Raw genomic sequence first — 16,367 nt, forward strand, 5'->3', positions numbered from 1 at the left:
AAAAAACTCCTTCACTAATTTTTAGTAAAGGAGTTTTTGAATGAATTTTTATCTAACTATTTTTATTCAACAATAATCTGTTTTGAATAGGTAGCTCCATTTTGATTGAAATGAATAAGATACATTCCTTTTGCTTGGTTGTTTAGATTCATTTTAAAATCTTGCTTTCCTTTTTCAAAAGTCTGTGTCTTTATTTTTCTACCAATTCCATCAAAGATAGTTACTTCAATGTTTTTGGTAAGAGTTATGCCAAAATGTATGTTGAATGTTCCATTATTTGGGTTAGGATAAACACTAAAATTGTCTGAGAGACTATCTATATAAGTATACTTTTTTGCTGTTTTATTAGCGATTCTACCTGTTGGAGAGTCACAAAAAGATACTGCATAACTTCCTGCATTTCCATTTCCAGTATGAATAGCAACATCAGCAATAAGTATTTCATTAGGGTCTGCATTCTCTTGATAAACTTCTACTTGATTATGGAAATATTTCACAACATTTCCAATACGTTCTACACGTAATTTATCTCCCTTTTCATAATTAACAACTACACCTGAAGAAGGTGTGTAACCTGCAACTGCGCTTCCATGAGATAATAAATACCATCTGTATTTAATAGAAGTATAGTAAGGATTTGTATTAGCTGGAGTTAATCCAAACATATAATTTGTATTTTCAGAAGCTGTATTGACTACAAAACCATCTTGATTAGCTAATAAAGTATTGGTGGTATGAATACCTGAAGACCAAGCATTAGTAGAACTTGTTTTTACTACTTCTGAACCACTATTAGTTGCTTCTGCTTCTATTTCAAAATCAATGACGTAGCTCAAAAGAACTAGTTTTTCCATACTACTAAATGAGCCATTTGCTGTTACAGTATAATAACCTAATGGTTGATTACTAAGTGTATTTGTTGTGCTAACAATAACATCATCTGAATTTTTCCATATATATGAGGTTGTAAAATTTCCTCCTGTTAAACTTATTGTTGCAGAACCTACAGAAACACCACAATCTACTAAGGGAGCTGAAATACTTACATCTAAAGCACAATTGATAAATAAAACTGCTGGTAGGGTTGTCCCTGTTGTTTGTAAAGAAACATCTACTAACAAATCATCTGTAAGTACATTTGTACTTGTACGAAAGATTACACCGTTTTTGCTGTATTGTATAGTTGTGCCTACTCGCTCTATTTTGAATCCATCTCTTGCTTGATAGTTTCCAAAAGAACCTCTATTAATTCCTTTTTCAAACACATATACTGTACCTGTGGCAGTTAGATAAATAGCATAATCTATAGAGTTAAAACCTGTTCCACTCTCTTTTTTAGACAAACCAATGGCAGAATTAATAAGATTGTCTACTTTGAAAACAATGCCACCATTACCAATTACTTTTTTGGTAGAATTTGCACTTGTATTCCAACCTGAGCTAGTATGATCTAATTGTCCATTGGCGTTTAATGTTAAGTTGCTTAGGTTTGTCCAAGTTAAAGGTGCACCAATTAGATAAGAAGAATAAGAGACAATTCCATTTTTAGTTAATTCTAATTGATAAGTGCCTGCATTTAGTCCAGTAATATCTTGTGTCGTTTCACCATTTGACCATAAATAAGTTGCGCCTGTTGCTGTAATATTGATATCACCTGCACTTCCTGCATTTGTACAATCAATTCCTGTGACTGTTGCTGTATAAGTTGGATTTCCACCTGTTGAACCACAAAAGGATGCTTGTACTTGTCCTGTATTTCCTGAATAAATGGCAACATCAGCTATCAAAACTTCATTTGTATTGATAGGGTACTGATGAACCACAATGCCATTTTTATAAAATTTCATTGTACTTCCTTCTCTAGCAACACTAAATACATCTCCTTTTTGGTAAGCTATGGCTGCTCCTCTTTGTCCATTATAACTTGGAATGGCATCAGAATTTCCTACAAAATACCATGCATAATCAATAGAAGTATAACTGGCAATTGCATTTGGTCTAGCCAAACCAATCATATAAGAACCTGTATTGGTAGTGATTGTATTACTGACCCAACCATCTACTCCATTAGCAAGTTGTTGTGTAGAAGCAGAGGTTGTACCACTTGTCCATCCTGTAGCATTTGTTTTGGTTAAGACATTTCCTGATACACTTACATTTGCTTGATTTTCAAAATCAATTTGATAGCCAATAGCTACATGTTTAGTACGTGTTCCGTAATCTGTTCCTGTTATTGTAACTGAATAAATACCTGTATTTTTATTTGAGATATTTGCAGTCGTTTCTCCACTTGACCAAAGATAAGTAGTAGGAAGAGTTTCTCCTAGTAAAGCAGTTGTAGCTGCTCCCAAACCATCAGTAGGACAATTGTTAGATGTAAAAGAACTAATTTCCAAAGTAATAGGACAACTTGTAAACTGAATTTGAGGAATTTTACCACTTTCTGTATACATCGTTACATCAGCCATTAACTCTCCTGCTACTGCATCATTAATGGTACGGAAAGGAGTTCCATTTTTAGAATATTGAATCATTGTTCCTAATCGTTCTATTCTAAGAATATCTCCATTTTGGTAAGTACCAAAACCTCCACGAAGTATTCCTTTTTCATAAACAGCTATACCACCTGCATTTGTTAAATAAAGAGCATAACGAATACTAGTAAATCCAACAGCTCCTTGATAATAAGAAAGACCAACCATATAAGCTGTATTATTTTCTTCTGCTGTAAATATAATTCCTCCGTCTGTAATTATCTTTTCTTCTGAAAAAGCTTTACTTGTCCACCCATTAGTAGCTGTAGATTTGGTAAGTTTCTCTTCTGTATCAACAGAAAAATCAGTCAAGTTTATCCAGTTCAGGTCATAACCTACTTCATAAGTACCTGTATAGGTAGCTGTTCCATCAGTAATTGTAACAGTATATTCGCCTACTGACAAATTAAATATATCTTGTGTAGTTGCTCCTGTACTCCATAGATAAGTAGGGCTTCCACTTCCTCCAGTTACTGTTAAGTCAATTATACCTGTAGAACCTCCTGCACAGCTTACTGGGGTAATAGCAGCTGTGAAAGTAGGAGGAGTAACACTCGTTCCTTGCACTGCAAAATCATAAACTGCTTCATCAGTATCATCATTATTGATAGTAATAGTAGCATTTCTAGTTCCTAAAGCAGAAGGCGCAAAAGTAATATCAAAGGTAATATTATTTCCTGCTGTAATAAGAGTATTAGGAGTAAAGCTACTCACTACAAATTCAGTGTTATTTATACCACTTACACCAATAGAAGAAATAGTTAAGTCTGCATTTCCTGTATTTTGGATAGTGTATGTTTTTATTACAGAGCTGCCATTTGACACAGTACCAAAATCAGTATTATTATTTACATCTGTAGAAGTTGTTCCACTTATGATATTATTTCCATTTCCTACTAGATTGATTTCTGGTGTAGCCATAACAAAACGCTTTACAGTAGTTCTACCTCCGTTTTCTATATCATAATATGCAACATAAGGTTCACCTAAAATAGGATGAAAAGCCAAACTTTGGTAACTAGATCGTCCGTCTGAAAAGCCTCTAATATTTCCTATAGCTTGCCAATTTGTGCCATCAAATCGTATTAATGCAGTTTTTTGTCCATTTCCGTTATTTCCTCCATCACTATAAGCAACATAGGGTTCATTCGAAATAGGATGAAAAGCTAAACTTTGATTTCTTGAATAATTTGCTACAAATGCTACATTTCCTACTGCTTGCCAGTTTGTACCATCAAAACGCATTATAGCAGTTCTTTGATTGTTTCCACTACTATAAGCTACATAAGGTTCATTCGAAATAGGATGAAAAGCTAAGCTTTCATAGTCTGCTCTTTCTGCTGAAAACCCAGCAGTCCCTACTAGTTGCCAGTTTGTACCATCAAAATGCATTACAGTAATTTTACTTCCATTTCCTCCATCTTTATAAGCCACATAAGGTTGATTTGAAGTAGGATGAAAAGCTAAACTGTGGTAGGTAGAGAATCCTGCTGAAAACCCTGTATTTCCTACTACTTGCCAGTCTGTGCCATCAAAACGCATTACAGTAGCCTTACCCCCATTTTCATTATTACTATAGGCGACATAAGGCTCATTTGAAATAGGGTGAAAAGCTAAACTTTGATAGCTAGACGATCCTGCTGAAAATCCTGTACTACTTCCTACAGCTTGCCAATTCATACCATCAAAACGCATTACAGTAGTTTTATATCCATTTGACTCATCACTATAAGCGACATAAGGTTCATTTGAAGTTGGATGAAAAGCTAAACTTTGGAACTCTGATCTTCCTGCTGAAAATCCTTTATTTCCTATACTAGTCCAGTTTACTCCATCAAAACGCATCACCGTAGTCTTTCTACCATGTGCATCATCACTATAAGTAACATAAGGTTCATTTGAAACTGGATTAAAGACTATATCTTGATGGAATCCAATTCCTTCTGCTAATCCTTTATTATTTAATTCTAGCCATTCAGTATCATCAAAATTTATTAATGTGTTTTTATTTGAATTTGCAAAATCGCAATACGAAATATAGGGTTTATTTGAAGTAGGATGAAAAGCAAAATCTAGATAGATTGCACTAGCTGATGGAGCACTCCCTACCATTTGCCAACTTGTGCCATCAAAACGCATTAAAATAGCCCCATTCATATTTTCATAATTACTATATGCAACATAAGGCTCATTTGAAACAGGATGGAATGCTAGGCTTTGAAACTCTGCCTTATCTATTGAAAATCCAGCAGTTCCTACTAATTGCCAGTTTGTACCATCAAAGCGCATCACAGTAGTTTTGCGTCCATTTTGAGAATCACTATAAGCAATATAAGGTTCGTTTGTAGTAGGATTAAAAGCCAAACTTTGATAGATACCTGTTGGTACTACACTCCCAACCATTTGCCAACTAGTACCATCAAAACGCATTATAACAGTTCCATTCCCAACGAAATTTCCAGTTCCATCATCATATTCTCCACTATCATTGTAAGTAACATAAGGTTCTCCCGAAATAGGATGAAAAGCTAAATCTTGATGATAGGTATATCCTAATGAGAATCCAGCAGTTCCTACTAATTGCCAGTTTGTACCATCAAAACGCATTACAGTAGTCTTGTATCCATTTGCGCCATCTTGATAAGCTACATAAGGTTCGCCAGAAATAGGATGAAAGCCTATTTTTTGATATAATCCATTTGATCCAGCAGAACCTATACTTCCTACTAATTGCCAACTAGTACCATCAAAACGCATTACAGTATTTTCAGCAAAATTCACCTCATCACTATATACTACATAAGGCTCACCCGAAGTAGGATGAATAGCCATGTCATGGTAGCGTATTCGCCCAGCTGAAAAACCAGAGTTACCTACTAATCTCCAATTTGTACCATCAAAACGAGCTACAGTTATTTTATAACCCTTACTTCCATCATGATATGCTACATAAGGTTCGCCAGAAATAGGATGCATTGCTAGATTCTGTCTAATAGAATTTGCTTTTAAATAACCAATATCCCCAACATCTTCCCATTGAGCTAATAAAGAATTTGTATTGAAGAAGAAAGTAATAAAGAATAAAAAACTTAAAACAAGCATGGTTTTTTTACTCAAAAGTGGTAGAAGAATGTGCTTCATTAGAATTGAAAGGAAAGGTGAAAATAAAATAAAAGAAGATCTAAATCTATAATTATACTGATAGTTAGATTTTTATACGGCTGCAAAGGTAAAGCAGAGTTTTTAATAAAACAAAATAATTGTAGTTATTTCTTGTTTTATTACATAAGTGACTTTAAATTTTAATAGAGGTAATTTTATTTTTGGAGCAAAATGTAATTTCATTGTGTCTTAAAACTATTTTTATATATAATAAATTAGTGGTTATAAGATTAGTAAAATAGGAATTAGATAAATTATCTTTTACTTTTTTTGATTTAAACAATTAAGAAACCTAACTTTGGAAAGTAACTCAAATACATAATAAAAGCACAAAAAAAATAGCTAAAAACAAATGTTCGCAACCTCACAAATAGAAATCAGCAAATCAGCCCTTCAAAATAACTATGATTTTTTAAGAAAATTAATAGGAGAAAAAACAATACTTTCTTCTGTAGTAAAAGGAAATGCCTACGGACACGGATTAGAAAATTTTATTCCTTTAGCAGAATCGTGTGGAATCAATCATTTCTCTGTTTTTTCAGCAGATGAAGCATTTTATGTCCAGAAGTTAAAAAAAGACGATTCAGAAATTATGATTATGGGAATGATAGGAAATGAAGAACTAGAATGGGCAATTCAGACAGGTGTAGAGGTCTATATGTTTGATTTGGAAAGACTTCAAGCAGGATTGAATATTGCTCAAAAAACACAAATTCCTATCAAAATTCATTTAGAAATGGAAACAGGAATGAACCGTTTGGGTATTGCAAAAAAAGATATTCCCAAAGTATTTGAGCTACTTACAAAATACAAAAATTGTTTTGTATTGGAAGGAATTTGTACACATTATGCAGGTGCTGAGAGTATTGCCAATTATGTACGAGTAAAATCACAAATTATCAATTATAAAAAAATTGTAAAGCGTTTCAAACGAAAAGAAAATCCTGATTTTATTCCCAAAAAATACCATACAGCCTGTTCTGCTGCTACAATTGCCTATCCACAAACACAAATGGATATGGTAAGAATTGGTATTTTACAGTATGGTTTTTTTCCTACTCAAGAAACACTTATTCAATACTTGAAAGATAACAAAACTCATACTGACCCACTAAAGAGGGTTCTGTGTTGGAAAAGTAAAATAATGACAATCAAAGATGTAGAAGCAGGGGAGTTTATAGGATATGGTACATCATTTTTAGCTTCTCAGAAAATGAAAATAGCAATTGTTCCTGTGGGATATGCACACGGATATAGTCGCAGTCTGAGTAATATGGGAAGGGTTCTGATTCGTGGTGAGCGCATGGCTGTGGTAGGAGTAGTAAATATGAACTTGATGATTATTGATTTAGAAAAAATGCAAGGCGCAGAAATAGGTGACGAAGTAGTTTTGATAGGGAAGCAAGGAGAACAAGAAATTAGTGTAGCTAGTTTTGGAGAGATGAGTAACCAACTTAATTACGAATTACTTACTCGTTTGCCTGTGAATATTCCTCGTAAAGTGGTAGAGTAAGTATTTTTGCGTTATAAATGCAACTCTGTTGCATAAAATGCTTATCTTTCCTTATCTTTGCAGAAGTAAAAATTCTCTTCCCTTATTTTTTCCTCTTTTTAATCATGCAAAGTCAACTCTTAAAAATAGTTTTATCTCTATTTTTTATCTTTTTATTTCTTTCTACAAATGTATTTTCTCAAAACTGTAATCTATCTGTAACAGGTTTTATTATTGATGAAAATACGAATAAGCCTTTAGAATTTGTCAATGTCTATAACAAAGAAACGCTAAAAGGAACAGCAAGTAATGAAAAAGGATATTTTGAATTAAAGAATATTTGTAAAGGCAAACATCATTTTGTTTTTAGTCATGTAAGTGGAGAAAATCACAGTATTTTTTTGAATGTAGATAAAGATACAGTTTTATATGTAGAGATTCATGCGCTCAATACAGTTTTGGAAAGTGTTGTAATTAGTGAAAAAACAAGTATTTCTACTCAAAATATCCAAACTCTCAATCATCAACATATTTCAGATAACTCAAATCAAAATCTTTCCAATATGTTGGAAGAAGTTTCTGGAGTCAGCACTATTAAAAATGGAAATGGAATCTCAAAACCAGTAGTGCATGGACTTTATGGAAACCGTCTGACCATCCTAAACAATGGAATTACACAAAGTGGACAGCAATGGGGAAATGACCATGCGCCCGAAATTGACCCTTTGGTAGCCAACAAAATCAGAGTTGTAAAAGGAGTAAGTAGTTTAGAATATCAAGGTTCGAATCTAGGAAGTGTGATTTTGGTAGAACCTGCAAAAATAGAACGAGAACCACATTTGCACGGAAATACAAGTTATTTTTTTGAAACTAATGGAAGAGGACATGGAATAAACTTACAACTAGAACAATACAATTCATTAATAGCTTGGAAAATAAATGGAACACTCAAAAAAAATGGAGACAAAAAAACAGCTGATTATTTTCTAAACAATACAGGAAATCAAGAGGCAAATATTGCTATTCAATTAGAAAAACAGTTTACAGAAAATTTCTTTACAGATATTTATTTTAGTTCTTTCAACACAGAACTGGGTGTTTTGCGTGGTTCGCATGTCGGAAATCTGACTGACTTACAAAATGCTTTTGAGCAAAAGCAGCCCTTTTTTACAGAATCAACTTTTAGTTATGATATTGATGCACCAAAACAAAAAGTAAATCACCATTTATTCAAAATCCATTCAAAAAAGTATTTTAATTCTAAAAATAAGAATATAGAAGAACAATTTCTAGATTTTACTTTTGCTACTCAACTCAATATCAGAAAAGAATTCGATGTCCGTAGAAGTGGACGCTCAGAAGTCCCTGCACTAAACCTAAAACAATATTCTTATTTTTTAGAAACAAAATATCAAAAAGAATTTGAAAATAATCTGATATTCAAAGTAGGAGTTCAATCTACTATTACAGATAATACCAACGACCCAGAAACAGGAATTTTGCCTCTTATTCCAGATTATTTGAGTTATGAAACAGGTGTTTTTACTGTCTTGACAAAAAAAGTAAATCGCTGGTTTTTAGAAACAGGTTTACGTTATCAAAACACAATTCAAAATGCTGTTACGATTAGTAATTCTGTGCCTAGAAAAATTATTCGTTTTGATAATAACTTTACTAATTTTAGCTCTTCTTTGGGAATAAATTATCAGTTGAGTGATGCTATTCAAGTTTCATATAATATTGGTTATGCAACTCGCAATCCTGCTGTCAATGAACTTTTTAGTAATGGACTTCATCAAGGCGTAAGTGGTATAGAAGAAGGAAATCCAAATCTAAAAACGGAAAAATCTATTAAAAATACGCTTTCGCTAAGTGGAAAAATTAAAGAAAAATTATCCTTCGAAACACTAATTTATTATCAAAATATCAACGATTATATTTATTTGAATCCAGAAAAAGAAATCCGTTTGACAATTCGTGGAGCTTTTCCTGTCTTTAAATACAAACAAACAAATGCCCAAATTTATGGCTTAGATGTTTCTACTCGTTATCAGTTTTCTAAGTCGTTAGATTTGAAAGCAAGTTATAGTTTTATAAAAGGAGATGATGTATCAAATAATTTACCTCTTATCAATATGCCTTCAAATAATTTACAGGCAAGTTTGCGTTATCAGATTCAGAAACCAATTTCTATTGGAAGTAAGGAAACAAAACGTCCTAAAAAACTTACAAATACACAATTTGAAATCACAAATCGATATGTTTTTTATCAAAAAAATCTTTTAGAAGAACAAGATTTTACACTTCCTCCCAAAGCCTATAATTTGGTAGGTTTGAGAGTTTCCACTACTATTCAAGGACAAAAAACTCAATTGCGTATTTTTGGAAAAGTAGATAATTTATTTAATGTTGCTTATAGAGATTACCTAAACAGACAGCGTTATTTTGCTGATGATTTGGGAATAAATGTTGTTTTGGGTGTAAAATTGGATTTTTGAAAGATAGCGAATCGTAGAAAAAATTTGTTTAAAAATAAAAAATAGTTATTTTAGATAAAAAACTAACTACTTTTTTTAAAAACACATGAAATCATCTCTAGATAATTCAGAACTTATTTATGACACAGAAGAAATTTCAGAGGCTTTATATCTCAAAAGGTATTTAATAAAAGTACAAACTAAAGCTGATAAAATATCAGATAAGTTTGTGATGATATTTTTTGTAGTTGGAATTTTTTTAGCTCCTATCTATCAAACATGGCTTTTTAGTTTCATTACAGGAGGTGCTGCTTTGGGTATTTATTTAGTTGCTCGTTTTTTATTGAGTAATAAATTTTATGCTCGCATGCTTATTAGTATTGTTTATGCTGTTTTTATGTTGCAGTTTATTGGACAGATGCATGGCATGGCAGAAACTCATTTTTTCTTTTTTGTAAATGCAGCCTTACTTATTATTTATCAAGATTGGCGCATCATGATTCCTTATGCTATCCTTACTGTTGGACATCATAGTATTTTGGCTATTTTGCAAGTAGCTTACGGAATGGAAAATCTTGCTTATTATTTTATTAGTTATAGTGGAATAAAAATCACTGGAGAAACAGTACCTTATGTAACAGTTTTTCAACTTGTTTTTCATTTTACAATTGTTTCTATTATGGCTGTTGTATGTGGTTGGTGGGCAATTATTTTTAGACAGAATAGTATTTTCCTGATAAAAAACAAAATGGAAGTACAGGATAAAAATAAACGTTTACTAGTTACTGAAGAAGAATTACGACAGAATATTGAGGAACTAGAAGCAATACAAAACAAGCTAAGCCTAATAAATAGGGAAATGACTTACAGTATGGAAGCTTTGGAGGATAAAAATAGAATTATAGAAGAAAAAAACAGCAACATAGAAGAAAAAAGTAAAAGTATTACAGCGAGTATCAATTATGCTAAACGTATTCAAGAAGCTATGCTTCCTAAGATAGGAAAAATTAAAGAAAGTTTGCCCAACTCATTTGTGCTTTTTAAGCCTAAAGATATTGTAAGTGGAGATTTTTACTATTTTCACAAAGTAGAATCAAAAATTATTATTGCTGCTATTGATTGTACTGGACATGGCGTTCCAGGTGCGTTTGTGTCTTTGATAGGAAATGAGTTGTTAAATGCAATCTTAGATAAAGATATTTTTACTCCTTCTGAGATTCTTACACATTTAAACCAAAAAATAGACAAAGCTCTTCAGCAAACTGATCTTTCTATTCGTTCTACAAGAGATGGAATGGATGCAGCCATTTGTTTGATAGATTCTGAGAATAATATACTAGAATATGCAGGAGCAAAAAATCCTTTAGTGTATGTTCAAAATAATGAAATGCATGTTGTAAAAGGAGATAGAACTTCAGTAGGAGGGAATTTAGCTAAAAAGCAACAAAAACAGTTTACTAATCATACTATTTCTATTGATTCTACTACCTCTTTTTATATTTATTCGGATGGCTTTCAAGACCAGTTTGGAGGAGAAGAAGATGTAAAATATAACACAACCAGATTTAAACAAACCCTTTTAGATATTTCTACTTATCCCTTTTCTGAGCAAAAAGAAGTGCTGACAACTATTTTTGAAGACTGGAGAGAACAACAAGACAGGGAGCAGATGGACGATGTTTTAGTAATGGGATTTGAAGTTAGTCCTTCTTAAATCTAGCAAACTATACTAACTACTTCATTTCTTTTCTTTTTTCCAATTCCCAACGGTCAAGAGGTGTTTTTTCTTCAATAGCTTCTTTAATTGCCCAAATAATACGGTCAAGGTCTTTTATTTCTTTGTTACAGATTTGTAAGTAAAACTCTATTTCACTAGTATCTTTGGAGAGTTCAATAATCTGCATAATTCCTAAAAGACGAGCTACAGGCGCACGTAATTTGTGAGCATTGATAAACGCATATTCTTCTAACATTTTATTTTTTTCTAGCACTTCTTGATTACGTTGCTTGACAACATCTTCCAAATTATCATTCATAGCAAGAACTTCTTCATGAGAACATTTTAATTCTTCTGATTGCCTCATCAATTCTTCCGATTGTTCATGTAAAATATGATTTTGTTGTATTACTTCGGATTGAGATTCTGAAAGTTTATGGTTTGTATTTTTTAGTTCTATACTATATTTTTTGTTTATCCAGTATGCTCTTGTTATGACAATAAAAATAATTAGTAAAGAGACTAATCCGATCAAAAAATACTTTCTGTTTTGTTGTTCTTTTTCAATTTCAGTAAGGTATTTTAGTTTTTGCAATTCATTTTCTTTTTCCTGCAATAACATCCGTTGATTTACCTCAGACTCATAAATGTTTTGTTGTAATTCCTTATTATAGGTAGCTTTATAAATCGAAATATATTTTTGAGAATGATAATTAGCTTTTTTATAATCTTTTAAAAACATGTAGGTATAAGAAAATAATTCGTGCATAGTCATGCGATTAATAAAATCATCATTACTTTCTATAGATATTTTTTTCTCTACCTCTTTTACATAATTGTGTGCTTTTAAAGTATCTTTTAGTTGTAAATGAGTTTTGGCTTTTAATAATAATAAATTACGATAGGCTTGAGGTTTGGAGTCAATAAGTAAAGAATCTAGTATTTTTATTTTTTCTAAAGCCTTCTGAGGTTCTTCTATTTCCAAAAACAGATTTACATATTCCAAATGATATTCTATTGCCATGTTTAATGATGTTTTGAGAGCCAAAGGGGTATTTTTATCTAAAATAAGAAGGGCTTTTTTTGTATTTCCTGTCCTGTAATAGCATTCAGCAATATTTAATGGAATGATAGAAGCTGTTGTTTTGTCTTCTCTATGTCTATTAGCTTCATTAAAAAATGGTAACGCTTTTTCATACATATACATCTGTAAATACGTATGTCCAATGTTATTGGCAATGCTAGAGAGTGCTTTTTTATCCTTTATTTCATGAGCAATTTCCCGAGCTTCCAAAAGTAATTGAGTAGCATCTAGATAGTTTCCTTTATCCATTAATAAAAAAGAAATAGCTTCTAGGTTTTTAATTTTTCCATACTTGTAATCTAATCTTTTACTTTCTTGTAGGGCTTTTTGAAAAAATAATAATGCAGAATCTTTATTATAAACTCTATTTTTATAAATAAAACCTTTCAGACGTAAAACCTCTATTTTGGTTTCATTATTCTTCATTATCTCTGCCAAATCAAGAGCCTTATCTATATAAAAAAAAGCACTATCTTTATTTGCTTTCTCATAAAAAATAGTAGCTGTCAAATGGTATGCTTTTAATAAATACTCTTTGTTTTTTTGTTTTTGACTTTCTGATAGAAGTTTTTTAGTGAAAAAAGATTGTTTTTCTAAATCTTTATTTTTATAAGATTGTGCCGAATCATAATAAGTAGATAAGTCTTGAGCAGAAGTAGAAAAAATACTAAATGCAGATACACAGAAAACTAGGAATATTATTTTGTTATAAAATAATACTCTTCCAAAAAAACATTTTTGTGTAAAAAAACGAGTTTGCTTCAAGGTGTAATAAAGTATAGTAATTAGCCTATCAATTTACAAAAAAAGTGAGAAATAGTAAAACTATTTAACTTATTTCGACAGAGAAAGAAATTCTAAGGATAGAATACCATTTTTTTTAATTCAATTACACTATCAAAAAATTAAATTGTAAATTTGACACTATTTTCAAAACTTACTCTCTCGTTTTTGGTGGTTACGCCAAATAACACAAATATATCTTAAATGCTCGTCTTGAAATTCGGAGGAACAAGTGTTTCCTCAAAATCCAATCTTGAAAAAATAGCTGCTATTCTTTCTTCAAAAACTGAAAATTTTATTGTTGTGGTTTCTGCTTTTTCAGGAATTACCAATAAACTAGAACAAATTGCGAGTCTTTCTTTAGAAGCAAAACATACCGTTTTATTAGAAGAGTTTAGAAATTTTCATTTTGAATTTATAAAAGAGCTTGTCAGCGAATCACATCAAATTGACCTTTTTGTAGAAGTGCAACAAAAATGCAATCAATTAGAATCAATTTGTGAAAGTGTAGGAACTTTGAAAGAACTCTCTGACCGAACACGAGCAACTATTTTGAGTTTTGGTGAAGCACTTTCTTCTATCATTGTTCAAAAATATCTTTCTGTTAATTTAAAGAATCCTATCAAGGTTGATTTATTAGATAGCAAAAAATTAATTTCAACTATTACAAACGAATCAAAAGATTATCTAAATGCAATTTTAGATTTAGACAAAACAACAAGAAATATTCTTGCCGTTATTGGTAAATCTGATAACTCTGCCATTGTTAGTGTCCCCACCGACGACATAAAAAACAATAAAAATTATATTGCAGCAGGTTTTGTAGCTCACAATCAAAAAGGTGAAACGGTTACTTTAGGGCGTGGAGGTTCAGATTTTTCGGCTTCTATTTATGCAAATGCTGTTGATGCGACATTTTTGGAGATTTGGAGTGATGTTAACGGAATGCAAACAGCAAATCCTAGAAAAGTACAAGCAACGCATTCTTTACAAAAATTGAGTTATGCAGAGGCTTTCGAAATGGCTTATTTTGGGGCAAAAGTTTTGTATCCACCTTCTATTTTGCCAGTAATGGACAAAAATATTCCATTGTATTTGAAAAATACATTTTTTCCAGAGCAAGAGGGAACATTTATCAGTAGCGAAAACCAACTCACGGACAACAAAATTCAAGGTATTTGTTCGCTAGATGAAATTGCAATTATTACTGTTTCAGGAGTTGGATTAGCCAAACAAAAAGGAAGTGCAAGACGAGTTTTTCAGATTTTGGAAGAAGCAAATATCAATATTATTCTGATTACGCAAAGCTGTTCTGAACAAAGTATTGGAATTGGAATCAACCAGTCTGAACTCGCAACTGCTCAAAATGCTCTTAATTCTGCTTTCGAAAAAGATATTAAAAGAGGCTTAATGAATGAAGTAAAAGCAATAGAAAATCAATGTATTGTGGCTCTTGTGGGCGATAATATGAAAAATGCGATTGGTTTGGCTGGAAAGATTTTTGGAGCAATAGGCGAAAATGGAATCAATGTGACAGCAATAGCACAAGGAGCATCGGAGCGAAATATCTCTATTGTAATTGATAAAAAAGATGAAGAAAAAGCATTGAACGTAATTCATGAAAAATTCTTTGCTTCGGCAGTCAAAAATGTTCACGTTTTTATTGCAGGAATTGGTAATGTAGGAACAGAATTTATAAATATTCTATTTGCTCAAAAACAAAAACTAATTGAAGAATATCAAATCAACCTCAAAATAATAGGTGTTGCAAATAGTAAGCAACTGCTTTTCAATCATTCTTCCGAAACGTTTGAAAGAGTAGAAGAACTTACAAAAGAAGAAGTTTTGAAGTTCAAGCAAAAGAAGGAAAATAAAAATGCAAAAAAATATTCTTCGCTCAATGAATATTTTGAAATTATCAAAGAATTGAATCTTAGAAATAGCGTTTTTATTGATAATACGGCTTCTGATATTGTGAGTGAAGGCTATGAATTTTTACTAAAAAACAGTATTTCGGTAGTCACTTGTAACAAAATTGCTTGTAGTAGTGAATACTCAAAATATTTAAAACTAAACAAATTAGCGAAAGAAAGAAATATTCATTTCAAATATGAAACTTCTGTAGGTGCAGCTCTTCCAATCTTGAAAACGATTTATGACCTCCGAATTAGTGGCGACAAAATCAATCAAATTGAAGCCGTAATTTCGGGAAGTCTGAATTTTATTTTTAATAATTATAATGCAGAAAACAAATTTGCTGACGTTGTTCTGCAAGCAAAAGAAGAAGGTTATACCGAACCAAATCCATTAATTGACCTTTCTGGATTAGATGTAATGCGAAAAATCTTGATTCTTTCAAGAGAATCAGGACTTAATAAAGAACTTTCAGATATTACTTTTAATAGCTTTTTACCAGATGAGTGTACCAACTCAAAAAGCGTAGAAGAACTCTTCGAAAATCTCAAAAAACACGAAAATCATTTTAAAACGCTCTATCAAAATGCCCACAAAAACGGCAATAAATTAAAGGTTGTTGCCAAAATGCAAAAGGGAAATTTATCAGTTGCATTACAAGAAATTCCGTCGAATAGTCCATTTTATAATTTGGAAGGAAAAGACAATGTTGTGGCAATAAATACAAATCGTTATGTTGATGAGCCTTTAGTAATCAAGGGCGCAGGAGCAGGAGCAGCCGTAACAGCAAGTGGTGTTTTTGCTGATTTGATGTTTATAATGAACAATTAAATAAATTTAGAACTTAAATTATTTGACTACTCAAAAAGCAAAACGATTAAGAGATTTGAAACGTTATATTAGAAAAATATCAACCTAAAAAATAAAATTATGAATACAATAAAAGAAGAAACACAAATAAAATCTATTTCAGAAACTAAATTAGAATTGATAGAATGGATTTTGGCTTTAAATAATGTAGAAGTTATTAATTATCTCATCAAGCAAAGAGAAGAAATAGAGGAAGCAGAAAAGCAAAACCGTTTTCTTGAACTTTTTGGTGCGTGGGAGTCCGAACAAACTGGCGATGAATTAGTAAAAGAAATTTATGACGCTAGAATGGACACACCTAGAGAAATAGAACTTTAATACACAACCTAAACCT

7 protein-coding genes are annotated in these 16,367 nt (G+C 31.6%); 5 read left to right on the top strand and 2 right to left on the bottom strand.

Annotated features, from left to right (window positions below; all coding sequences use genetic code 11):
• Positions 1–62 precede the first annotated feature (62 nt).
• The gene (locus V9L04_RS14525; RefSeq protein WP_338790565.1) at positions 63–5,675 is read right to left on the bottom strand and encodes a choice-of-anchor D domain-containing protein; all 5,613 of its coding nucleotides are present in this window, start codon (positions 5,673–5,675) and stop codon (positions 63–65) included.
• 373 nt (positions 5,676–6,048) lie between these two features.
• Here V9L04_RS14525 and alr point away from each other — a divergent pair, with 373 nt between their 5' ends.
• From alr to V9L04_RS14540, 3 genes are all read left to right on the top strand, one after another.
• The gene (gene alr / locus V9L04_RS14530; RefSeq protein WP_338790566.1) at positions 6,049–7,209 is read left to right on the top strand and encodes an alanine racemase; all 1,161 of its coding nucleotides are present in this window, start codon (positions 6,049–6,051) and stop codon (positions 7,207–7,209) included.
• Between the two features lie 104 nt (positions 7,210–7,313).
• Positions 7,314–9,686, top strand: coding sequence for a TonB-dependent receptor (locus V9L04_RS14535; RefSeq protein WP_338790567.1), 2,373 nt, complete (start codon positions 7,314–7,316; stop codon positions 9,684–9,686).
• An 85-nt stretch (positions 9,687–9,771) separates the two neighbouring features.
• Positions 9,772–11,379, top strand: a complete 1,608-nt coding sequence (locus V9L04_RS14540) for a SpoIIE family protein phosphatase (RefSeq protein ID WP_338790568.1) — start codon at positions 9,772–9,774, stop codon at positions 11,377–11,379.
• Positions 11,380–11,398: 19 nt separating this feature from the next.
• Here V9L04_RS14540 and V9L04_RS14545 read toward each other — a convergent pair whose 3' ends face one another.
• Positions 11,399–13,231 carry a tetratricopeptide repeat protein gene (locus tag V9L04_RS14545; protein ID WP_338790569.1) on the bottom strand — a complete coding sequence of 611 codons (1,833 nt, stop codon included), beginning with the start codon at positions 13,229–13,231 and terminating at the stop codon, positions 11,399–11,401.
• A gap of 222 nt (positions 13,232–13,453) precedes the next feature.
• Here V9L04_RS14545 and thrA point away from each other — a divergent pair, with 222 nt between their 5' ends.
• Together thrA and V9L04_RS14555 are read left to right on the top strand one after the other, a co-directional pair.
• On the top strand, positions 13,454–15,994 hold the full coding sequence (gene thrA / locus V9L04_RS14550) for a bifunctional aspartate kinase/homoserine dehydrogenase I (protein ID WP_338790570.1): 2,541 nt from the start codon (positions 13,454–13,456) through the stop codon (positions 15,992–15,994).
• A gap of 99 nt (positions 15,995–16,093) precedes the next feature.
• Positions 16,094–16,351, top strand: coding sequence for a hypothetical protein (locus V9L04_RS14555; protein WP_338790571.1), 258 nt, complete (start codon positions 16,094–16,096; stop codon positions 16,349–16,351).
• Positions 16,352–16,367 lie beyond the last annotated feature (16 nt).

It is taken from the genome of Bernardetia sp. MNP-M8 (assembly GCF_037126285.1).
Lineage (GTDB): Bacteria > Bacteroidota > Bacteroidia > Cytophagales > Bernardetiaceae > Bernardetia.